Source organism: Kribbella alba (assembly GCF_039529635.1).
Taxonomy (GTDB): Bacteria; Actinomycetota; Actinomycetes; order Propionibacteriales; family Kribbellaceae; genus Kribbella; species Kribbella alba.
In genome coordinates this window covers 355054-377006 of sequence record NZ_BAAANE010000004.1, presented here as the reverse complement: position 1 = coordinate 377006, position 21953 = coordinate 355054, and the positions used below count along the sequence as shown (strand labels likewise).

General features: G+C 65.2%; 15 protein-coding genes. 8 read left to right on the top strand and 7 right to left on the bottom strand.

What is annotated here, in order from left to right; translation table 11 throughout:
• Positions 1 to 260: 260 nt before the first annotated feature.
• Complete coding sequence (locus ABD210_RS32420) at positions 261 to 353, bottom strand: hypothetical protein (protein ID WP_425552666.1); 93 nt, start codon at positions 351 to 353, stop codon at positions 261 to 263.
• Positions 354 to 714: 361 nt separating this feature from the next.
• Between ABD210_RS32420 and ABD210_RS08535 the strand changes: the two genes are divergently transcribed.
• The 5 genes from ABD210_RS08535 (at position 715) to ABD210_RS08515 (ending at position 10793) form a co-directional block, all read left to right on the top strand.
• The gene (locus ABD210_RS08535) at positions 715 to 3726 is read left to right on the top strand and encodes a GAF domain-containing protein (protein ID WP_344110425.1); all 3012 of its coding nucleotides are present in this window, start codon (positions 715 to 717) and stop codon (positions 3724 to 3726) included.
• A gap of 289 nt (positions 3727 to 4015) precedes the next feature.
• The gene (locus tag ABD210_RS08530; RefSeq protein ID WP_344110424.1) at positions 4016 to 6016 is read left to right on the top strand and encodes a GAF domain-containing protein; all 2001 of its coding nucleotides are present in this window, start codon (positions 4016 to 4018) and stop codon (positions 6014 to 6016) included.
• Between the two features lie 73 nt (positions 6017 to 6089).
• A complete protein-coding gene (locus ABD210_RS08525; RefSeq protein ID WP_344110423.1) occupies positions 6090 to 6620 on the top strand; it encodes a DinB family protein in 531 nt (176 codons plus the stop codon).
• A gap of 620 nt (positions 6621 to 7240) precedes the next feature.
• Complete coding sequence (locus ABD210_RS08520) at positions 7241 to 7753, top strand: GNAT family N-acetyltransferase (RefSeq protein WP_344110422.1); 513 nt, start codon at positions 7241 to 7243, stop codon at positions 7751 to 7753.
• A gap of 769 nt (positions 7754 to 8522) precedes the next feature.
• Positions 8523 to 10793: an nSTAND3 domain-containing NTPase gene (locus ABD210_RS08515; protein WP_344110421.1), complete on the top strand. Its 2271-nt coding sequence runs from the start codon at positions 8523 to 8525 to the stop codon at positions 10791 to 10793.
• Positions 10794 to 11089: 296 nt separating this feature from the next.
• Here ABD210_RS08515 and ABD210_RS08510 read toward each other — a convergent pair whose 3' ends face one another.
• From ABD210_RS08510 to yczR, 6 genes are all read right to left on the bottom strand, one after another.
• Entirely contained in the window at positions 11090 to 11350 is a 261-nt protein-coding gene (locus ABD210_RS08510) for a hypothetical protein (protein WP_344110420.1), read from the bottom strand.
• A 76-nt stretch (positions 11351 to 11426) separates the two neighbouring features.
• Positions 11427 to 12386 (bottom strand): hypothetical protein, encoded by a 960-nt coding sequence (locus ABD210_RS08505; RefSeq protein ID WP_344110419.1) that lies wholly within the window; start codon positions 12384 to 12386, stop codon positions 11427 to 11429.
• A 312-nt stretch (positions 12387 to 12698) separates the two neighbouring features.
• The gene (locus ABD210_RS08500; protein ID WP_344110418.1) at positions 12699 to 15581 is read right to left on the bottom strand and encodes a hypothetical protein; all 2883 of its coding nucleotides are present in this window, start codon (positions 15579 to 15581) and stop codon (positions 12699 to 12701) included.
• Positions 15578 to 16315 (bottom strand): hypothetical protein, encoded by a 738-nt coding sequence (locus ABD210_RS08495; RefSeq protein WP_344110417.1) that lies wholly within the window; start codon positions 16313 to 16315, stop codon positions 15578 to 15580. The genes ABD210_RS08500 and ABD210_RS08495 overlap by 4 nt, the downstream gene beginning before the upstream one ends.
• 164 nt (positions 16316 to 16479) lie before the next feature.
• On the bottom strand, positions 16480 to 17121 hold the full coding sequence (msrA, locus tag ABD210_RS08490) for a peptide-methionine (S)-S-oxide reductase MsrA (protein ID WP_344110416.1): 642 nt from the start codon (positions 17119 to 17121) through the stop codon (positions 16480 to 16482).
• Between the two features lie 86 nt (positions 17122 to 17207).
• The gene (gene yczR / locus ABD210_RS08485; RefSeq protein ID WP_344110415.1) at positions 17208 to 18647 is read right to left on the bottom strand and encodes a MocR-like transcription factor YczR; all 1440 of its coding nucleotides are present in this window, start codon (positions 18645 to 18647) and stop codon (positions 17208 to 17210) included.
• Positions 18648 to 18709: 62 nt separating this feature from the next.
• On the opposite strand from yczR, the gene yczE reads away from it, so the two are divergent.
• Genes yczE through ABD210_RS08470 form a run of 3 tightly spaced genes read left to right on the top strand, consistent with a single transcriptional unit; the run spans position 18710 to position 21927 of the window.
• On the top strand, positions 18710 to 19372 hold the full coding sequence (yczE, locus tag ABD210_RS08480) for a membrane protein YczE (protein ID WP_344110414.1): 663 nt from the start codon (positions 18710 to 18712) through the stop codon (positions 19370 to 19372).
• A gap of 30 nt (positions 19373 to 19402) precedes the next feature.
• On the top strand, positions 19403 to 20557 hold the full coding sequence (locus ABD210_RS08475; RefSeq protein ID WP_344110413.1) for a cystathionine gamma-synthase: 1155 nt from the start codon (positions 19403 to 19405) through the stop codon (positions 20555 to 20557).
• A complete protein-coding gene (locus ABD210_RS08470; protein ID WP_344110412.1) occupies positions 20557 to 21927 on the top strand; it encodes a glutamate mutase L in 1371 nt (456 codons plus the stop codon). Before ABD210_RS08475 ends, ABD210_RS08470 begins: the two co-directional genes overlap by 1 nt.
• Positions 21928 to 21953: the final 26 nt, after the last annotated feature.

Genomic DNA, 21953 nt, shown 5'->3' with positions numbered 1-21953 from the left:
GGTGCGCCCCCGTAGGCTTACCGATGTCTCGCAGCGCGCGACCAGGGCCAGGTCCCGGTCACCTCTTCGGGGCTTTCCCCGATTTGGAAGGTAAAGGCGATGACCTGTCTCGTCTGCAAGAACGACTCACTCGAAGGTCACTGCCCGAGGACCCGTCCGGCCTGTGCGTGGTACCGCTGCTTCACCTGCAGCACGGTTATCGACGTCGCCCGGCGGCTCGCTTGGCTCCCCGACCATCAGGTCTTCCGGTTCGGCTGAGTTCACGGGATGAGCCGGATCTCGATCGGGGAGTGGGCCGCCTCAGGGAGTCTGGCTGCGAGCTGGGCCCCTCGTTCTGGCCCGTCGCAGTCCACTAGGAAATAGCCGGCCAGCACTTCCTTCGCCTCGGTGAACGGCCCGTCGTGACGACAGACAGGCGGTCGTTCACCCGAACCACCTGTGGATCGCGGATGTTCGGCACCGCGGGCCCCGCCGGGATGCGCGCCGGATCGCTGTGCGGGCACAGCGTTGGATGCCCAGCGGCCGACCGAGTTGCTGGACGTGGTGCTGGCGGCTGACGGTGGTGCAGAACGACGGGACGGCGGCCTGGAGCTGGACCTCATCCTGCCCGGCTGAGGTCTCAGTTCGAGCTGGCTCAGGTACCGCGGACCCGACCTCGTTCTGAGTCATCGACGTCTCGTAGTGCTTGTCACGATCTTTGGCTAGCCTCATCAGGTGAGCACCGCGCCGCGCGCGCGACGGGTTCCACTAGGCGCCGAGATCGCGCTGGCCTTCTTAGCGGGCGCCGGAACGTTTGTTCTGGTGGCCGTTGTTGTCGCGGGTATCGAGTCGGATGTTCCCCTCGTGCTCCTGGGCGTTCTGCTCGCCGCCGCCGTTGTCGCGCTCGCTCGGCATGAGGGCGTCGCCTATGCCGTCCCGACTGCCATGGCGGGCATGCTCGCCTACGACTGGTTCTACCTGCCGCCGGTCCATCCGCTCGCGTTTCCGGACTCCGCGAACCTGGTGGATCTGCTCGTCTACCTCGCGGTTGCCGTGCTGATCGGCGAGTTGGCGGCGGATGCGACTCGCCGCGCCCGGGTCTCCGAGGCGGCACGAGCCCAGATTGCGGAGGAGCAGGCGGCATTACGACGGTTGGCGACGAGGGTCGCGCAGGGCGCGCCCGCGCAGGAGTTGCTGGCGGCGGTGGCCGAGGAGGCGGGCACGTTGCTCGCTGTCGACGCGACCCGCATCAACCGGTACGAGAACGCGGACGAGATCGTGAACGTCACCGATTGGAGCAAGCCCGGATATGACTCCGCTCCCTTCGATCGCGCCAGGCTCGAGGGCAGGAGCGTGTCTGCCGACGTGCTCCGCACCGGGCGCGTCGCCCGAATCGACAACTACGAGGAGGTCGAGGGGAGGCTGGCCTTCGCCCGCGGCGTGCAGATCAAGTCCGTGGTGGGTGCGCCGATCCTCGTCGAGGGTGGCCTGTGGGGGGTGATGGTTGCTTGGTCGGCCAGAGAGGCGCTCCCTGCTGACGCGGAAGCCCGCTTGACCGACTTCACCGAACTGGTGGCCACGGCGATTTCGAATACGGAAGCGCGCAGAGAGGTCGAACGGCTCGTGGAGGAGCAGGCCGCGCTGCGGCGGGTGGCGACCCTCGTCGCGCGCGGTGTCTCGCCGTCCGAGGTCTTCGAAGCGGTTGCCGGTGAGATCGGGGGGCTGCTGCGCGTCGCTGTGACCAACATGGCGCGCTACGAGCCCGACGGTACGGCGACCGCGGTCGGCAACTGGTGCGCCGATGGCAGTCGCGTGCCGGCCGGAACTCGAGCCACTCCCGACAGCGCCAGCGTCTCCGGATTGGTGTTCAGCAGTGGCCTGGCCGCGCGAATGGACAACTACGACGATGCCTCCGGTGACGTCGCCGCCTGGGTTCAAGCCTTGGGTATCCGATCCTCGGTCGGGGCACCGATCGTTGTCGACGGCAAGCTGTGGGGCGTGATGATCGCCTCTTCCGACCAGGACCAGCCGCTCCCGGCGGACACGGAGGCGCGGATCGCCGCCTTCACGGACCTCGTCGCCACGGCGATCTCGAACGCCGAAGCGCGGACCGAGATGGCCCGGCTCGCGGACGAGCAGGCCGCACTGCGGCGGGTGGCGACCCTCGTCGCGCGTGGCGTGCCTCCGGCCGAGGTGTTCGAGAGTGTCATCCGCGAGGTCGGGCTGCTCTGCGGCGCAGACCTTGCCCGACTGGAGCGCTACGAGTCGGACGGAACGGTGACCGGAGTCGGCGTTTGGAGCAAGGACCGCGCTCACCAGCTTGCCCTCGGCACCCGGTTGGCCATCGAGGGGGTGAGTATCGCGGCGCTGGTGCAGGAGACCCGCCGTCCGATGCGGGTGGACAGTTTCGTTCGCGCCTCCGGCCCGATCGCGCAAGAGGCCCTGGAGCTTGGGATCCGCTCGTCGGTGGGATGTCCCATCGTGGTCCAGGGCCGCCTCTGGGGCGTGATCGCCGCCTCGTCGAAGAGCGAGACGGCGTTTCCCCCGGACACCGAGTCCCAGATCGGCGAATTCACCGAGCTCGTCGCGACGGCAATCTCGAACACCGAGGCGGGGGTCGAGGTGACACGGCTCGCGGACGGCCAGGCTGCCCTGCGCCGAGTGGCGACGATGGTTGCGCAGGAGCGCCCGGCGGAAGAGGTCTTCGCCAAGGTCGCGGAGGAGGTCGGCAGGCTGCTGCACGTCGACGCCACCGCGATGCTTCGCTACGAGCCCGACGTCACCGCGACGTTCGTGGCGGCATGGAGCGACCAAGGGATCCGCTTCCGCATGGGCACCGGCGTCTCCGTCGAAGGGCAGAACATCACCTCTCGTGTCCTCAGGACCCGGCGACCAGCCCGGATAGACGACTTCGCGGCCGCCACCGGCCCTTCTGCCGACCTCGCCCGGGCAAAGGGCATCCGCTCCTCGGCCGGCAGCCCGATCGTCGTCAAGGGTGCGGTCTGGGGCCTGATCATCGCCATGTCTCTGCAACCCGAGCCGTTGCCGCCGGAAACCGAGTCCCGGATCGGTGAGTTCACCGAACTGGTCGCCACAGCCATCTCGAACCTCGAGGCGCGTGCGGAGCTGGCCGCGTCGCGGGTGCGGATCGTCGAGGCCACCGATCAGACCCGCCGGCGATTCGAACGCGACCTGCACGACGGGATTCAGCAGCGCCTGGTGTCGCTCACGTTCGAGCTCCGGGGGGTCGAGGCGATAGCGCCTCCCGAGCACGCTGATCTCCGAGCTCAGCTCTCCCAGGTCAGCGATGGAATGACCGGTGTGCTGGACGATCTCCGTGAGCTCTCGCGGGGCATCCACCCCGCGATCCTGTCGGAGGGCGGTCTCGGCCCCGCGCTCAAGGCGCTGGCCCGACGTTCGGCTATCCCCGTAGAGCTGGACGTGAGTGTCCAACAGCGGCTCGCGGATCGCGTCGAGGTGGCGGCGTACTACGTCGTCTCGGAGGCGCTCGCGAACGCTGCCAAGCACGCCCACGCCTCCCTTGCACAGGTCCGTGTCGACGCCGGCAACGGCATCCTCGCTCTGAGAATTCGCGACGACGGCGTCGGCGGAGCTGATCCCGGTCGGGGCTCCGGCCTGATCGGACTCGCCGATCGCGTTGAGGCGCTCGGCGGAAAGATCGAGATCGCAAGTCCGGCCGGCGAGGGAACGTCCCTGGAGGTGGAACTCCCCGTCGAACTCGCGTGACCGCGCCGCCTGCCGACCATCCGGGCGGGGTCCAGCGGTCGCAGAACACTTCAAGTTGCCCTCATTCGTGCGAACGGTGAGGACGTCCTTCACGGTAGAACGGCTTCCGGACGTTCTGCTTCCGGAATCAATACCTAGTGACAGTCGCAGGAACCTAGCACTGCGGTTCGGGGCGATTCGGCTCCCCGACCTTCGGCAAGGAGCCGCGTTCCAATGCCAGCAGGGATCGCGCTTTTGGGCTCATCGAGTGCTCTTAGTGATTGTCACGATCTTTGGCTAGCCTCGAAAGATGAGCACCGTGCCGGGCGCGCAACGGATCCCTCTCGGCGTCGAGATCGCGCTGGCCTACCTAGCGGGCGCCGGAACGTTTGTTCTGGTGGCCTTGGTTGTCGCGGGCATCCAGTCCGATGTTCCGATCGTGATCTTCGGCATTCTGCTCCTCGCCGCCGTTGTTGGGCTGGCTCGGTTCGAGGGGGTCGCCTACGCCGTCCCGATCGCGATGGCGGGCATGCTTGCCTACGACTGGTACTACGTGCCTCCGATCGTTCCGCTCGCGATCCCGGACTCCGCGAACCTGGCGGAGCTGCTGGGTTACCTCGCGGTGGCGGTCGTGATCGGCGAGCTGGCCGCGCGGGCGACCCGCAAGGCCCGGGCCTCCGAGGCGGCACGAGCACAGATTGCGGATGAGCAGGCGGCCCTGCGGCGGGTGGCGACGAGGGTCGCGCAGGGGGTGCCCGCGCAGGAACTGCTGGCTGTGGTGGCTGAGGAGGCGGGCACGCTGCTTGATGTCGACGCGACCCGCATCATCCGCTACGAGGGCGAAGAAGAGATCGTCGATCTCATCGAATGGAGCAAACCGGGATATGACCCCGCTTCCTTTGACCGCGCCAGGCTCGAGGGCAGGAGCGTGTCCGCCGAGGTGCTCCGGACCGGGCGTGTCGCCCGCATCGACAACTACGACGACGTCGAGCAGAAGCTGGCCTTTGTCCGCGGGCTGAAGATCAAGTCGGTGATGGGTGCGCCGATCGTCGTCGAGGGTCGCCTCTGGGGGGTGATGGTTGCTTGGTCGGCCACTGAGGCGCTCCCTGTTGACGCGGAAGCGCGCTTGACCGACTTCACCGAGTTGGTGGCGACGGCGATCTCGAACACCGAAGCGGGGGCCGAGGTGACACGGCTCGCGGACGAGCAGGCGGCCCTGCGGCGGGTGGCGACGATGGTCGCGGAAGAACGCCCGGCCGAAGAGGTCTTCGCCAAGGTCGCGGAGGAGGTAGGGAGGCTGCTACACGTCGACGCCACCGCGATGCTTCGCTACGAGCCCGATCGCACCGCGACTTACGTGGCGGAGTGGACCGAACAAGAGATTCGCTTTCCGGTCAGCACGAGCGTTCCCGTTGAAGGCGACAACGTCACAAGTCGCGTCTTCAGAACACACCGGCCGGCCCGGTTAGACGACGTCCCAGGCGCCACCGGCCCTACGGCGGACGTCGCCCGAGCAGTCGGCATCCGCTCAGCGGCCGGCAGCCCCATCGTCGTACAAGGGCGGCTTTGGGGCTTGATGATCGCGATGTCGACGCAACCGGAGCCGTTGCCGCCGCAAACCGAGTCCCGGATGGGCGAGTTCACCGACCTGGTCGCCACGGCCATCTCGAATCTCGAGGCGCGGTCGGACCTGGCCGCGTCGCGGGTGCGGATCGTCGAGGCCACCGATCAGACCCGCCGGCGATTCGAACGCGACCTGCACGACGGAGTACAGCAGCGCCTGGTGTCGCTCACCCTCGAACTGCGGGGCGCGGAGGCGGTGGCGCTGCCCGAGAGCGTGGACCTGAGAACTCAGCTCTCTCAGGTCGGCGACGGACTGACCGGTGTGCTGGATGATCTCCGTGAGCTCTCACGGGGCATCCACCCCGCGATCTTGTCGGAGGGCGGCCTCGGTCCCGCGCTGAGGGCGCTCGCTCGTCGTTCGGCCGTCCCCGTCGAGTTGGACGTGCGCGTCCAGCAGCGGCTGGCGGAGCGCGTCGAGGTGGCGGCGTACTACGTCGTCTCGGAGGCGCTCGCGAACGCTGCCAAGCACGCCCACGCCTCGGTTGCCCAGGTCCGCGTCGAGGCCGTCGACGGCATCCTCGCCCTGAGGATTCGCGACGACGGGGTCGGCGGCGCCGATCCGGCCCGGGGCTCCGGCCTGATCGGGCTCACGGATCGCGTCGAGGCGCTCGGCGGGAAGATCGCGGTCGCGAGCCCGGCCGGCGAGGGAACGTCCCTGCACGTCGAACTCCCCGTCGAAGTCGCCTGATCGCGCGGCCCGCCGTCCGATGTGCTTGTCATAGGGGTCGTGAACTGTCCTCCGTTCTTCCTAAGCTCAATGCATGACAGCGAACGAGCAGATCGTGACCGGTGAGCGCGCCGACATCCTCGACTTCCTCACCAAGCACCGCTACTTCCTGCGCCACACCGCGGAAGGTCTCGGCGACGAGCAGGCGAACACCCGCAGTACCGTCAGCGCGCTGACGATCGGCGGCCTGATCAAACACGTCACCGAAGTCGAGCGGATGTGGGCGGACTTCGCCCAAGCGGGCGGCGGCAAGGACGCGCCCGAGGAGATCGAGTACACCCCGGAGCGAATCGCTCAGTGGGAGGACCAGTTCCGCCTCACCGAGGGCGAGACGCTGGCCGGCGTGCTGGCCGAGTACGAGAAGGTCGCGGCCGCCACCGACGACCTCGTCCGCACTCTCGACCTGGACACCACCTACGAACTCCCGGCCGCCCCTTGGCAGCCACCGGGCGTCTTCTGGACGGTCCGCCGCGTCTTCCTCCACATCACCGCCGAAACCGCCCAGCACGCCGGCCACGCCGACATCATCCGAGAAACAATCGACGGCCAGAAAAGCATGGGCTGACCGTCAGCGGCGGCATCCGCCGGCAACGGCACCGTACGCACCCCGCAGCTACATGCCCGACGGCCGCGGCCCGCTGTACAACCTCGAGCAGGTTCCGCCGGGCGAGATGGTCCCGAACGACGACGCCACCCTGATGTTCACCGAGTCACTGCCTGGCTGATCGTGAGCTGATTCACGGCATCAACTGCGGCGATCTGTGACCCTTGGCACCGCCGGGCGTGTACCGACGGACAGGACGTGATCGGGTGGTTGGGTTGTCCCACGCCTGACTGTAAGGCGGTCTGCGTCTTGAACCCGTACTACGTCCTGTCGGTCGGTACGCCGGCATCGTGCGTAAGCCCACGCCGACCAACGTCTTAGCCGCGACGTAGGAGGGGCGTCCCGGGGTGTGGGAGACCGACTGTGGGGGCCGCTCCTCCGTCGTACTAGCTCGGTGTCAACTGGGAAGCGGGACGCCGGCGTTGCTGTGGCACCTGTAGCCGCTCGGGTTCTTGAACAAATACTGCTGGTGGAAGCAGTGCCGCCAAGGCGATAGAACGTCTCGCGGAAAACCCGAGGACGCGGTGGTGGCCGACGGGCTAGCCTGCGGGCGTCGGATGCTGGGACTGGGAGGACATCTCGTGGGCGGCTCGGAATACGTGATCAGGGCGTTGCGGGATGACGACCCGGAGGTGATCTCGGCGGCAATGACCGCGCTCGGGTGGGACAAGCCGGTGTCGCAGTACGAGAAGTACGTCGCGCAGCAGCGGGCCGGGCAGCGGAGCGTGCTGGTGGCAACCATCGACGACGAGTACGCCGGATACGTCACCGTGTGGTGGGAATCGCCGTACGAACCGTTCAATGGCATCCCGGAGATCCAGGACTTCAACGTGCTGCCGAAGTTCCGCCGACGCGGGATCGGCACCGGGTTGATGGATGCCGCCGAAGCGCTGGTCGCCGAGCGGTCGAAGGTAGTCGGTATCGGTGTTGGGCTGTACGCCGACTATGGCACGGCACAACGGATGTATGTACGCCGCGGCTACATTCCCGACGGCCGCGGCCTCCTGTACAAGCTCCAGCAGATCCCGCCGGGCGAAATGGTCCGAAACGACGACGACGCCACCCTCATGTTCACCAAGTCACTGCCCGGCTGATCCCGCTGTACGCCCGTTCAACGTAAATACCTCTTTGACGACAGCGTTCAATTCGATACCCAGCGGATGACCACAATTGTTCGTAGGACCGAGGCACGCGCTCCGTACCGACCGACAGGAGGTGCTCGCTTGGGTGTGGGTCTCTCGTGCCTGACAGGACGGTGGTCTGGCGATTGAGTTCGCACTACGTCCTGTCGGTCGGTACAGCCAGCCTGCGCGCTTCAAGCCGGGCCAGCCACAGCTTCAGCGGCGTATCTGGGTGGGCAGCGGGCGAGGGAGGAGCGAGCGGTGGGGGGCTCTGCTCCTCCGTCGTACCAGAACCTAGGCGTCAGCTGGGAAAGGGACGCCGGTGTTGCTGTGGCACCTGTAGCCGTTGGGGTTCTTGTGCAAGTACTGCTGGTGGTAGCGGTACCCCCGCGGCGATAGAACCTGGAGTCATCGGGCGGCCAACCTAGCCCGGTGACGCTCGGGATGTCGACATGACGCGAAGCGCTCGCCCGCGACTCGAAGCCTGCGCCATGCCGGATCTGGGGCAACGCTCCGTCGGCCCGGGTCGTTGTCTAGTTGACTGCCGAGCCGGTCAGGTGTAGCTCGTGGTGGAGCACGCCACGCGTTGCTACAGGCTACTGCTCGCCGCGACGCAACATCGTGCCCGCAACCATCTTGGATGCGCTCGCCGAAGGTTCAGCGCATCTCCTTGGGCTCGACAACCCCTGCCCGCCCGATCTGGCTGGGTGCGAGATGCCGATGGATCTGGCACTCTCGACGGGTGAGGAACTGGTCCGTTCTGACTGACCTCGACTTCGAGGCTCTCATTTGCGATCTATTAGCCGCTGATCTGGGGATTCCCGTGGAGCGCTTCGCTCGTGGGCGCGACGGTGGTGTCGATCTCCGGTGGACACTCGAGACTGGAGATGTTGGCATCGCGCAGTGTAAGCACTATCCAAAATCCTCATTCTCGCAGCTGCTGGCCGCTGCGAGAGAAGAGGTGCCCAAATTGGCAAACCTTGAATTCACTGAATACAAGTTCATCACGTCACAAGAGCTCGGGGTGAGCCAAAAGGAGCAGATTTACAATCTCTTCAGCGAGCACATGAGGAGTCCTCAAGACGTATACAGCGGTTTCGATGTCGATCAACTTGTCGCCCGTCACCCAGAGGTCGAGCGGCGGCATGTCAAGCTTTGGTTGGCTTCGGGGACCCAACTGTTTTGGGCTACCCATAGCGAGCTGGCGAACCGCTCTGAAGCTCTTCGTGAACGCCTTGAGCGCACATTACATCGCTACGTCGATTCGACGGCCTTCGGGCTAGCGACAAGGCTACTTAGTGAACACAAAGTCTGTCTCATTGCTGGCGAACCGGGAATCGGGAAGACGGTTCTCGCTCGAATGCTTGTTGCAGAAGCCATTGCGCGAGGGTTCGAACCTGTAGAAGTGTCAATGGATATTGACGAGGCTTGGGCGGCGATGCAGGGCGATCGGCTGCAGGTATTCCTGTACGATGACTTCCTTGGCAAGATAACGTTCTCTGAACGTATGGGAAAGAATGAGGACGCTCGTCTCTCTGACTTCATTGGCAAGGTTTCGGGCATGGAATCAAAGCTACTTATAATGACAACCCGTGAGTACATTTTGCGCGACGCACGGCGTGACTATCGCCAGCTCGAACGAATGGATCGTCGCCTGCATTTCTTGCTTGAGCTTGAAGCATACTCACGGCTGGACAAGGCGCGGATTCTCTACAATCACATTTGGCACGCGGACATCTCGAGGGAGTCATTGCGTGGCCTTGCGGATGGCGGCTGGTCGCGTGTTGTGGATCATCCCAACTATAGTCCGCGATTGATCGAATATTGTACACGGCCTTCTTTTGGTCTCGCGGCGGATGACTACTTGGATAGATTTGTTGATGCGCTCGCTCACCCAGAAGAGATCTGGAGCGAAGCGTATGACCGACATCTGACGGAGGAGCAGAGAGCTCTTCTCGTCGTCGTGGCATCCTTCCCGGCCGAAGTTGGCATCAACGATCTGCAGTCTGCTCACTTCTCGTTCTGCGCCCATATGGGGATCCCGACGTCAGTTCGTGGCCTCAGGGCGTCGCTGGAAGTTGCAGAAGGCACGTTTGTCGCTCTGTCCAAGCGAGATGACGATCCAGCAGCGGGGCTCTATAGCCCGTCTGTGGGCGAGTTTTTGCTCGACGTAATTGCCAACGATCACGAGCTTCTTGCCGGTCTTGTGCGGAGTGCCATGTTTTTCGAACAACTGTCGACGCTTGCAACAGCGCGTACTGGCGGAGTTAGCTTGGGTCGACGGTCCACCGTCGGTCCAACTGATGCGTTACCACTAGATGATTTCTGGCCGGATGTAGCCGCAGGATTTACGCGCACATTCGATGGGCCGACACCTGATCGAATCTTGAATCAGACCGGGTACATGACTGGTTACGAGCCGCCATTTGGATACCTTGAGAGGCGCTTGCTCTTACTTCTTAATCTTCCTGCGGCGGCGCGGCCAGATGTTTCTTGGATCAACGACAAACTACGCTATGTGGCGGATCGTTGGAAACAAGGGAAAGGCTGGAAACCAGACGCGGTAAAGCTTGTGCAAGCAGTCGGCAGGGAAGACTTCATTCATGGTGAGGTCAAAGACTATATCAAGATTGCGCTCGAATCTTGGCTCTCTGGCCAACTCTCCGAAACTACCGACTGGAATATCTATTTGGACTACTTGCAAGAGGATCGAGGGGTGGACCACCCGGCAGACCTTGCTATCGCTTTCGAAGAGCATTCTCAGAGTGAGTTAGATCGCTGGGATCCTTCGCCGCCCGACCTCGATGACCTGATCTACCACGCACAAAGGTTTGGCTTGGACGAGGTCACCGATCTGCTGCGGGAGAAAGCCAGCGAGGATGAAGAGCGCGAGGAGGCCAGAGCGGGGCAGTTGGCCTCCACTCCGGCGGCCCGACCGCGACCTGGCCGTGCCTGGGCATCTGACGCTGACATAGAGGCAATGTTCTCGAGACTGGCCCAGTCCCACGGGTGATGTCCGTATCCCGATCGCTAGAGCTGCCCGCGCAGCCACGGCTGCTCCACATCGGCATTCCCGCGCTGGGCGAATGCGAGAGTCTTCCGGCGCGGCCTGTCGGATGGTGTCAGGATTAATCAGTGTCGGCCGGGAACGGAACACCGGTGTTGCTGTGGCACCTGTACCCGTTCGGCGCCTTCCGCAAATACTGCTGGTGGTAACCATGTCGTGAAGGCGATAGAACCACGCGTAACACGAGCCGATGCCTGAGTTGGGTGCTCATGCGGTGAGCGGCATGACAGACGAGCTGTGACCTAGGGGCGTGTGCGCCAGTCGCTCAGGATCGCGTACACGTAGGCAGGCCCGCGAACCAACCGATTGATCTCACCTGGACCCTGTAGCGGCATCAGGTCGAAGGCCTTCCGAAACTGGCTGATATGGATGGGATAGCCAGTTCGGTCTGGGATGACGGTCGTGCCGTCGATCCGGTACGTGAACGGAAGATCTGTTTTGGTGTGGAACTCCTGGCCCTCGCAGGTCTTCATGCGTTCCCAGACACTCTCGAAGCTGGCCATGAGATCAGACTGCGCCTCAGGGCGCTTTCGCGATAGTACAACTCTCGGGCTGTGCGCAGGCGCTGTTGCCGGGAAGTCAGCAGGCTCGGCTCGCAAGGTCGTTCGCAGCTGTGTCGATCTGCTCTGCAGAGGTTGTCAGACTCTGAACTGTCGCGGTTGCTTTCGTCGTCGTACCTGACTGGCGCAGAACTCCGGCTGCGTCAGTCGTACTCGAAAGGTCGGGCACCGTGCCGCCCTTTGCTTGGACACTCTGCGCGGACGCCTGAATGGACGTGATCTCTGTCTGCAGATCCTGCTCGGCGCTCGCGAGGTCCGTCGTTGCGGTTTCGAAGTCCGCTTCGGCAGTCATTAGGTCCGCGTACGCGGTGCCCTCGTCGGCGATCCTTGTGAATACGTCAATACAGTCAGCCGACTTCACCGCGGCAAGCGCAGCCCGCTGCGCCTTGAGGGCGCTCTGTACCTTGCCGACGGCTGCCTTCAGTCCGCCGGCGGCTGACTTGACGGCGCTGGTCAGCGCGGGAACATTACCGATGCTCTCCGCGAGTGCTTGTTCGTCGCCTGCGAGTGCTGCCGCCGCGCTGGCGTCGGCGGCGGCCTGGGCCCGCTGTGCCCGCTCTGTAGCGACACGCGCCGCCAGCGCTTCAACAGCACGGTTGTACGACGCGATAGTCGAGCGCGAGTAAGTCACGGTCCGGACGCCGCCGTCCGTCTGGGGCACAGAGAGCGTCAAAGTGTCGCCCGACAACGTCCCGGTCACCGTGGTGAGGCCATCAACGGTCAGGTTCAGCGCACCTTTCGAAACACGCCCCCGGATGCTGGCGTTCGAGCTTTCAGTGGCTGGCCCGTCGGACTTGCTCGAGGCCGAGACCACCTGATAGGTCCCCGTCAGTACGCCGTCACCATCCTCGGTCCATTGAACGATCGACAGTTGGTCAGATGCCTTGGCCACGAACGTCGCGGGACCCTTGTCGCTTGCCGACCCACAGCCAGCGAGCAACACACCGATCAGCATCAGCACGATTGGCAGACGCAACATGACCTCCCAGTCCAGCACTCGGGCCGGCGCTCTTGCCCGTCCCTCTCTGGGAATCGTTCGCATACGCTGCCGCGTTACACCAAGCCACCGAGGTGCTCCGAAGGCGCTGGAACACTAACCCGCAGGCACCCAACTAGGCCGCTGTTCGCTCCTATCCGAGCGCGGACTACCCGATGGGTGATCTGGTCTTGGCTGACCAGGTCACTACCAAGGTACGGTCAGAGCTGGTGGTAGCGATACCAGGAAGGCGATAGAAGGGTTGTCTGCATAGCACCCGGCTCCAGGTACGGGTATAAGGCGACGCCGCGTTGCTCACCTTCGAACGCGTTGCTGCTGAACCAGTTCCTTGATCCGAAGGTGGCCGCCCCGTCCCAAGAAGTCCATGACTCGCTCCGCCGACTCGACCGCGTGCACGTCGCCGCTGTCCAGAGCCGCAGCGATGATTCCTGGTGCGTGTTCGACTAGGTCGTAACGAGACATCGGTTCCTCGCGACCTTCCAGCAATCGTTCGAGGATGTGAATCACCTGGGTCGGCGAAATCGGAGCGGCCTTTTCAAGGTGTTCACCGATGAGGCCTCTCGAGTCGAAGGCGGGACTTTCAACGGCTTGCGCCAAGCGAGGTAGCCACCACTCAGGCTCGAACTGATCACTCCGCGCCCACCAGTAGAACTCGCTGAGTTCTTCCGGGTCGGCCTCACCGGAGCGCACAAGATCGGCGCGCCAGTCCCAAAGATTCTTCGCACGCTCGATGAGGTCGGGGGGGAGAGGCTCATCAGAGCGACCAATCAACCATCCCAGGTGTCCGAGAACACGCGAGATCGCTGCGGGTGACGCTACGTCGAAATAGGCTGCGACCAGGGCGTCGGTCCTCTGCAACGAGTCCCATATCAGGAGCATCGCAAGGTGGTCGCCCAGTAACTCCACCGCGTTTCGGTCATTACGCCACCCGAGGGTGATCTCCTCACCGCCTGCACTTCTCTGAAGTAGTCGTCTCGCTGCAGGAGTCAAGACTTCTATCAACACCTTGCCTGGCCTATAGGCAGATAGCGCGACCGTGAGCACAACGTCGCCGAACGGGTCCGGTGACAGGAGCTGTGACTCTCGGAGTTCCACCCATGTCCGATCCATCCAGACCAGCCGGCCGAATCCTTCTCCGAACGCCGCCGCCTCGGCGAGACTCTCATCCCGCGTGGCTCCGAGCCTACCTGCTGCCAGCGCCAGCACGCGATCGATCACGTGGTCGAGTTGGCTTCCGTCTCCGCGGGAGCCGACCTGGTCGCGGGCTTTCGACCCGATGTGGAGAAGTGAACGCATGGCCGCGGGACGCGTCGTGTTCAACGACAGCGTGAGCGGATCCATATTCGAGCCGCCGTATCGTGCCTCATGTTCCGAAGTCGGATCACTGTGGCTCACAAGGGGAGCCAGCACCTCCACCGCTTCGCCGTACTCGGCGGGCTGGAGCGCATGAGCATCTGATGCCGCAGTCCCTGTTTCCAGCAATGAGGCGACGCTGCGCTGCGCATATCGCCAGACTGAACCCTCATCATCCTCACGGTTGACCTCGTCGCTGTCGTCGCCCTTGGACGTCACTACCGCCCCTAGCCAGAGAACCGCCTTCCAGTCGATCTCGGTTCCCTCTTGAACAGCCTCCCGAAGTCCTACCAACAGGGCGCCCACGTAGGTTGGACCGAGGTCCGCGAAGCGCTCCACCCGGTCGAGGAACGGCGCGGGGTTCTCCTTGACTGCTTCCTGGAAAGCGCGCGCAAACCCCTCCTTAGACGGCCCCCAGGGTTCTACAGACTGCGGCTCCCAGGTCAGCAGTTGGTCGATCAGCTTGTCCGGACCGAGACTATTGATTTCCTCAGTAGATAATGGACTCGATGGACCGACCCACGAGGCCGACCAACTTGGAAAGGCCGCATGATCAAGAGTGCCGTGCTTGGCTTCCAGTTCTGCGAGGCGATCGATGCACCGAGGCGGCATCGACTGCGCCCTGATTCCGCTCAGCAATTGGAGCTGCCAGTATTCTCGAACGCGCTCCTGTGCCTGGTCGAATGATTCACCTTCCTCCTGACGACGAGATGCGCGCTCTCTGAAGGCATCGTCCACAGGCGGAAGAGTGTCGAGAACAAGAGACTGCCACCTCTCCACTGTGGCTTCGTCGAGTACGGGGAGCGCCGCGCTCGCCAGCTCGGCGTACTCGTGGCGGAACGACATTTCGAGGAGCTTGACATCAAGAAGTCGAGATGCTGCGACCTGTCGCGCGGCAGAGTCCGCTTCAACTCGCACTGAGATGGTGTGCAACGCGACTCGAGTCAGAAGCGGTTGTCGTGTTCTCTCCAACGTCGTCAGAACCTCGGTGATGGGACGACCGTCGGCTGCCTGCTTCGTGCTGAGGTCACGTACTGCATCAACCAGTACGTCCCCGTAGTCCTCGTACCTGTGATTCTGCTCGTGCGCAGCAATGGACGGCCGCCAGAGATGCGTCAGGTCATATCCGTCAGGACCGACGAACTGGTCAGAGGCAACAAGGTAAGCGTCTAACCAATCTGTCAGTGTCTCCAGCGTCCGTGATCCTTGAACTGACGACAGGATCTCGACGGTTCGAGGCAGCAACTCGCCGTAGAAATAGGGCTCGAGTCCCGCAATCACATTTCTGCGTGGGTTCGACGATGCATCACCGGCTACGTCGATGCGCGGGAGGAATGCAGCGTTCGCCAGGGCAACAGTTGGCGCCTCCTTGCCTGCGGCAGCGAAGTGAGCCATTAGGTCGGCAATCTCCGGCGCGTAGCTCATGGCTCCGCTCGCGACGTACTGCGAGATCGAGTCAATTAACCGTTCAGAGTATTCGACGGGGAGCGCAATGGCAGCGCGCAGGATCGTTCCCTGAACGATTCTGTTCGTGCTATGGGCGGCAGCGATCAATGCCTCAGTCACATCCTCAGGCACATGGGGTGCCATACGTACCAGGTACTCGCCTTCGGGCCACGGCTGCCAATACTCGCGCCCCTCACTATCGACACGCGTTGCCGGTGGGGTGGCAAACACCCGCCGCCGCAGCAGGGCTGCAACCCAGAGTGGGTTCTCCAGTCTGTCGAAGAACACGCGGCGATGTTGTGTCTCGCCGATCCGAGCCAAGACGTCGCTGATCAGTCGTTCGTCCGGCTCCTGCCACTGGCCAAGGTTCGCTGTCACTCTTGACCTCCCTCGGTTCGCTTGTTCGCCGCGCTGATTACATCCATCAAGTCTTCGACCGATTCGAAGAACCGTCCAACTCTTGCTTCGAGGGTCGCTTCGATGACGGGGAGTGCCTGGTCGATGCGCGCGATCGCGGCGTCGAGATCAATCTCTCTGCCACGTCCTGGGTGACGGACGATCTCAAAGGCGCGCACACTCTTGTCGAAGAGTTTGACGGTCGCGTCTGGGCGTGGCTCCTGCCGCCCCAAGGCCAGTGCGCTTCGGCGGCGGCGATTGTTCTCAGTTGCGGTCCTGCTAGCCGCTGCCACTTTGCGCGCGGCCTCCACCAACGCGGTCGGCACGGCCATCACTCGCTCGGGACCGTCCGGCGGCGCGCCAGTTGGGATGGGAGTGTGTAGCGGTCCAAGGTGGTCCTGGTTGTTATCCCAGACAGCTGCCAACAGTTGAGTTGGTGCTGACATGTCAACGTAGGCCGGTATCTCACCGGCGTCGCCGATGACATCCGGGAGACCGTTTGCCAAGTCACGAATGCAATGCCCTGCAACGACGATGGCATCCGGGGTTAATGGGCGTTCGTTCAGCGCTGTGATCGCTCGACGGTACAAGCCAGCGAAGAGTTCGCTCTGACGCTCCAGCGCCTCCAGCAGCCGCCATCGACGCTCGTCCCACAAGTCGCCGACCGCGACGGATGCCGGCTTTGGGCTTTCGGGCGGCACTGGTGGTTCCGTCACCGCGACGTCCCGGTAAGTGGTTCCTCGATCCCGCGGCGCTGTGCATCGAAAATCGTGCCCGATGGGGCCAGCGCGGCCAGTTCGTCGGCGCCGGTCGCGGGCGCGGGAGTCAGCACGCCGTCATGCTAGCCAGGTCACCCTCCCGTGACTGCCAAGGCCCCTCGTCAATCCCGCGGGAACGGAACACCGGTCGAGCTGTGGCACCGGTAGCCGTTGGGCACCTTCCGAAGATACTGCTGGTGGTAGCCCTCGGCGTAGTAGAAGTCCTTGGCGGGGGCGATCTCGGTAGTGATCTCGCCGTAGCCGAGGGGAGCGATCACGGGGGCGTAGAGGTCGCGGGTGCGCTCGGCCTCGGCTCGCTGCTCGTCGGTCGTGTAGTAGACGGCCGAGCGGTACTGGGAGCCCAGGTCGTTGCCCTGGCGCATGCCCTGCGTCGGGTCGTGCGTCTCCCAGAACACCTTGAGCAGGTCGGTGAAGGTGGTCTTGGTCGGGTCGTAGACCACCCGGACGGCCTCGGTGTGACCGGTGCGGCCCGAGCAGACCTCTTCGTACGTCGGGTTCGGGCTGTAGCCACCGGCATAGCCGACGGCTGTGGTGTAGACCCCCGGCTGCTGCCAGAAGATCTCCTCGGTGCCCCAGAAGCAGCCGGTGCCGAACCACACCTCGGCGTACCCCTCGGGGGCCGGTGCGGTCTGCGGCGTACCGAGCACGATGTTGTCCGCCGGTACGGCGAATCCGGGCTCCGGGCGTCCGGGCAGGGCGGCCTCGGGCTCGACCAGGGCTGTCTTGTGCTTGAAGAACGACATCTCACGCCTCTCGCAGAGTGACTCTATAGTCCTCCAACACCCTTCGCCGGGTGAACCTTCCCCGCGGCGATTACGGGGCGTTTACGTCAAGCGATCATGGCCGCCGTACGGCGAACGCCTGGCCCCGCGGCAATCTGGTGATAAGAGTGAGCAAGCCGCTGTACTGCGTCACGCAGCGTGTCCGGCTCGAGGGTATACGGAAGGCGGATGAACTTCTCCAACCCGCCGTCCGGGGAGAATCGGGAGCCGGCCACGAGCAGTACGCCGTTCCGCTGCGCGACCCCGACCAGGCTGGAACCCACTGGCTCGGGGAGTTCGCACCACAGCGACAACCCGCCACCCGGCAGGTCAAACCGCCAGTCCGGCAAGGCGGCCCGCAACCCAGCAGCAAGGGCGTCCCGGCGCAAAGCAAGCCCGGCCCGGCGCTCCGGCAGGATCGACGACCTGTTCCGCAGTAGACCGCAGACCACCAATTGTTCGAGGACGGGTGCGCCGAGGTCGAGGGAGGCGCGGGCGTCGAGGATGCGAGCGACCAGCGACTCCGGCGCGCGGAGCCAGCCGATCCGCAGGCCGCCCCAGAACGATTTGCTGACCGAGCCGACGGTGATCACGCCGGCCGGATCGAACGACGCGAACGGCGGCGGCAGTTCCTGACCGTCCAGTGACAACTCGAACAAGGTCTCGTCGATGATCGCGGTGGTCCGGCTCCGGGCGAAGGCGACCGCCAGCCGCTGCCGATCGGTTGCCGACATCAACCACCCGGTCGGGTTCTGGAAGTCCACCACCAGCCAGGCGGCCCGGGGTGCGGTCTGCCGGATCGTTGCCTCCAGCAAAGGAAGGTCCCAGCCGCCGGGGCTCATCGGGGCGGCGACCACCCGGCAGCCGCTGCGCCGGATCGCGTCGACGGAGTTCGGGTGGGTCGGGCTCTCGGTCAGCACCCGGTCGCCGATCTGCGTCATCGCCCGGATCGCGATCGAGGTGGCCGCCAGTGCTCCCGCGGTGACGATGATCTGGTCTGCCGACGTGGGCAATCCGCGAGCCGCGTACGACGCGGCGATCTCCTCCCGCAGCGCCGGCAACCCCTGCGGGTGATAGCCGGGGGTCGCCAGATGCAGCGGGAGATCCTCCAGCGCCTGGCCGACCGCGGTGCTGATGCCGGGCACGGCCGGGGAGGCGGCGCAGGTGAAGTCGTAGAGCCCCTCCATGTCGATCCCGGGGGCGTGGTGGCGGCCGAGCTCTGGTTCGACCTTCGAGGGCAGCGCGGTGACGCTGCCCGAGCCTCGCCGGCTGGTCAGGTAGCCGCGGTCGCGCAGTTCCCGGTACGCCGAGGCGACGGTGGTGCGGCTGACTCCGAGCGCCTCGGTCAGTTCGCGCTCACTCGGCAGCCGGGCGCCGGGCGTGATCCGCCCGTCCGCGATCAGTAGTCGTAGCCGCTCGGCCAGGCTCCGGTAGGCCGGACCGGATGCGTCGGACCAGTCGCCGAGCAGACCGGACAGGGTGCTGGCAGGAAGGTGTTGGCCAGTCATGCAGTCCACTATTGCCCAATTGGCTATCGATTGCCAGGCCAATCGCGCTCAAACTGGTTCATGTGACCGCCACCGCCGAAGCTCCTCGCACGCTCGCTGCCCTGAACCCGATTCAGCAACTGAAGGCGGGACAACTCCCGCGCCGACTGATCCAGCTCTTCGTCGGACTGGCCCTCTACGGCGCCTCGATGGGGCTGATGATCGAGAGCAACCTGGGCCTGGATCCGTGGGACGTGCTGCACTCCGGGATCACCAGGCACCTGTCCCTGAGCTTCGGCACGATCGTGATCGCGATGAGCTTCATCGTGTTGCTGGCCTGGATCCCGCTGCGGCAGTGGCCGGGGTTAGGCACGATCAGCAACGCCATCGTGATCGGCCTGGTCACCGACCTGACGCTGTCCCTCGTGCACACCCCGGATGCCCTCTGGCTGCGGATCGTGTTCATCGCAGCGGGCATCGTGGTGAACGGCCTCGCGGGCGCCCTGTACATCGGCGCCCAGTTCGGCCCCGGCCCGCGCGACGGCCTGATGACGGGATTGGTACGCCGTACCGGGCTGAGCGTGCGGCTGGTCCGGACCACGCTCGAGGTGACCGTGCTCGCCGTCGGCTGGCTCCTCGGCGGCGTGGTCGGCTTCGGCACGGTCGCGTACGCGCTTGCCATCGGCCCGCTTGTGCACGTCCTCCTGCCGCTGTTCACCGTCCGCCTGCAGACCCTGGATCGGTGATACCAGTTGCCCAGGTCGTACGCTGACCCGGTGACCCATGAACACCAGTACGGCTTCGAGACGCTCGCCATCCACGCCGGGAACGAGCCTGACCCGACCACCGGAGCGGTGGTCCCGCCGATCTACGCGACCAGCACCTACAAGCAGGACGGCGTCGGCGGGCTACGCAACGGTTACGAGTACTCCCGGTCGGCGAACCCGACCCGGACCGCGCTGGAGGAGTGTCTGGCCGCGATCGAGGCCGGCACCCGCGGGTTCGCGTTCGCCAGCGGTCTCGCCGCCGAGGACACCCTGATCCGCTCGCTCTGCGTGCCGGGCGACCACGTGGTGTTCCCCGATGACGCCTATGGCGGCACGTTCCGGCTGTTCTCGAAGGTGCTCGGCGCCTGGGGCGTCGAGATGACCCCGGCCGCGGTGACCCACCCGGAGGCGATCCGGGCCGCGATCCGCCCCGGCAAGACCAAGGTGGTCTGGCTGGAGACGCCGACCAACCCGCTGCTGAACGTGGCCGACATCGCCATCGTCGCGCAGATCGCGCACGACGCCGGCGCGCTGCTGGTCGTCGACAACACCTTCGCCTCGGCCTACCTGCAGCAGCCGTTGGAGCTGGGCGCCGACGTGGTCGTGCACTCGACCACGAAGTACATGGGCGGTCACTCGGACGTGGTCGGCGGTGCGCTGATCGTGCGGGACGCGGAGCTGGCCGACAAGATCGCCTTCCACCAGAACGCGATCGGTGCCGTCGCCGGGCCGTTCGACTCGTGGCTCGTCCTGCGCGGCATCAAGACCCTCGGTGTCCGGATGGACCGGCACAGCGACAACGCCGAGAAGGTCGTGGAGTTCCTGCAGCGGCACAAGGGCGTCACCTCGGTGCTCTACCCGGGCATCGACGGCCACCCCGGCCACGAGACCGCGGCCAAGCAGATGAAGCGGTACGGCGGGATCGTATCGTTCCGGGTGACCGGCGGCGAGGAGCACGCGATCGACATCTGCAACAAGGCGGAGGTCTTCACCCTGGGCGAGTCGCTCGGCGGTGTCGAGTCGCTGATCGAGCACCCTGGCAAGATGACGCACGCCTCGGTCGCCGGCACCCCGCTCGAGGTGCCGTCCGACCTGATCCGGCTCAGCGTAGGGATCGAGACGATCGACGACCTGCTGGCGGATCTCGACCGCGCGATGGCCTAGTGGCGTTGTTTGTGGCGGTCGACTTCGGGTCGACCTTCACCAAGGCGATCGCGGTGGACGCCGGCTCGGGCGAGCTGATCGCCCGGGCCGAACACCGCACCACCCTCGATACCGATGTGATGGACGGCTGGCATGCCTGCCGTACTGCGTTGCTGGCGGTGGATCGCGGCGTCGCCAAGGCCGAGGTGCTGGCGTGTTCAAGTGCCGGCGGCGGTCTGCGGATCGGTGTCGTCGGCAACGAAGAGCTGGTCACCGCTGAAGCCGGCAGGCGAGTTGCCCTGTCCAGCGGCGGCCGGGTCGTTGCGGTGGTCAACGGCGGGCTGACGGCAACCTCTTTGAAGGCCTTGCGCGCCGAGCGACCGGATGTCGTGCTGCTGCTGGGTGGAACGGACGGCGGCAACTCGGCGGTGATCGAGAACGCGGCTGCGGTGCTCGCGAAGTACGAGTGGCGACGTCCGGTGGTTGCTGCTGGCAACGTCGAGGCGCAGGCAGCCGTCGGCGAGTTGCTGGCGGGCGCGGACGTGCCGCATGTGTTCGCGGACAACGTGGTCCCGGAGATCGGGGGGTTCGCACCGGACAGCGCGCGGGCCGCGATCCGGGAGATGTTCCTCGCGCACGTGATCGGCGGCAAGAATCTGTCCCGCGACCCCGGCTTCGCCCGGATGGTCCGGGCCGCGACACCCGACGTCGTCCTGCGCGGCGTCGAGGTGCTGGCGTCGCTCCACGGGGATGTGGCCGTGGTGGATATCGGCGGCGCGACCACCGACGTCCACTCGGTGATCGAGCTCGATCCGGAGGATGCGAATCTCGGCCGCGAGGTGGTCGCGACCCACCCGGTGACCCGAACCGTGGAGGGCGACCTCGGCATGCGCTGGAGCGCGGTACCGGTGGTCGCTGCCGGGGTCGAGGCTGGACTCCTGGCCGAGGACGCCGCCTTGCGAGCCGCGGCGACACGCCGCCACGACGACCCGTCGTACCTGCCGGGAGATGCGGTCGAGTCGTCGTACGACGAGACGCTGGCCCGGGTGGCTGCCACGGTTGCGTTGCGGCGGCATGCCGGTCGGCAGCGGGTCGTCTTCGGGCCGGGTGGTCGGGTGATCGAGCGATCCGGCAAGGATCTGCGCGAGGTGGATCTACTGGTCGGGTCCGGGGGAGTGCTGCGGCACAACGGGCCTGAGGTGGCGGCCCGGATCCTGGCCGGCGTCGCGGTCGCTGCTCAGGAGGAGGGCTGGCTAGTTCCTTCCAACGCACGGACCTGCGTCGATTCCGACTACGTCCTGGCCGGCGTCGGCCTGCTGGCCGACCTCGATCCAGCGGCGGCCAAGGGACTGGCCGGACATATTCATGGAACCGCAGCCGACGGGCACTAGTCTCTGGAGCAGTTGAGATCCGGAGG

Bases quoted from the DNA above. Each gene is read 5' to 3' on its own strand.
- ABD210_RS08530 (WP_344110424.1), top strand. From the start codon at position 4,016: ATGAGCACCGTGCCGGGCGCGCAACGGATCCCTCTCGGCGTCGAGATC.
- ABD210_RS08525 (WP_344110423.1), top strand. From the start codon at position 6,090: ATGACAGCGAACGAGCAGATCGTGACCGGTGAGCGCGCCGACATCCTC.
- ABD210_RS08510 (WP_344110420.1), bottom strand. From the start codon at position 11,350: ATGGCCAGCTTCGAGAGTGTCTGGGAACGCATGAAGACCTGCGAGGGC.
- ABD210_RS08505 (WP_344110419.1), bottom strand. From the start codon at position 12,386: ATGTTGCGTCTGCCAATCGTGCTGATGCTGATCGGTGTGTTGCTCGCT.
- msrA (WP_344110416.1), bottom strand. From the start codon at position 17,121: ATGTCGTTCTTCAAGCACAAGACAGCCCTGGTCGAGCCCGAGGCCGCC.
- yczR (WP_344110415.1), bottom strand. From the start codon at position 18,647: ATGACTGGCCAACACCTTCCTGCCAGCACCCTGTCCGGTCTGCTCGGC.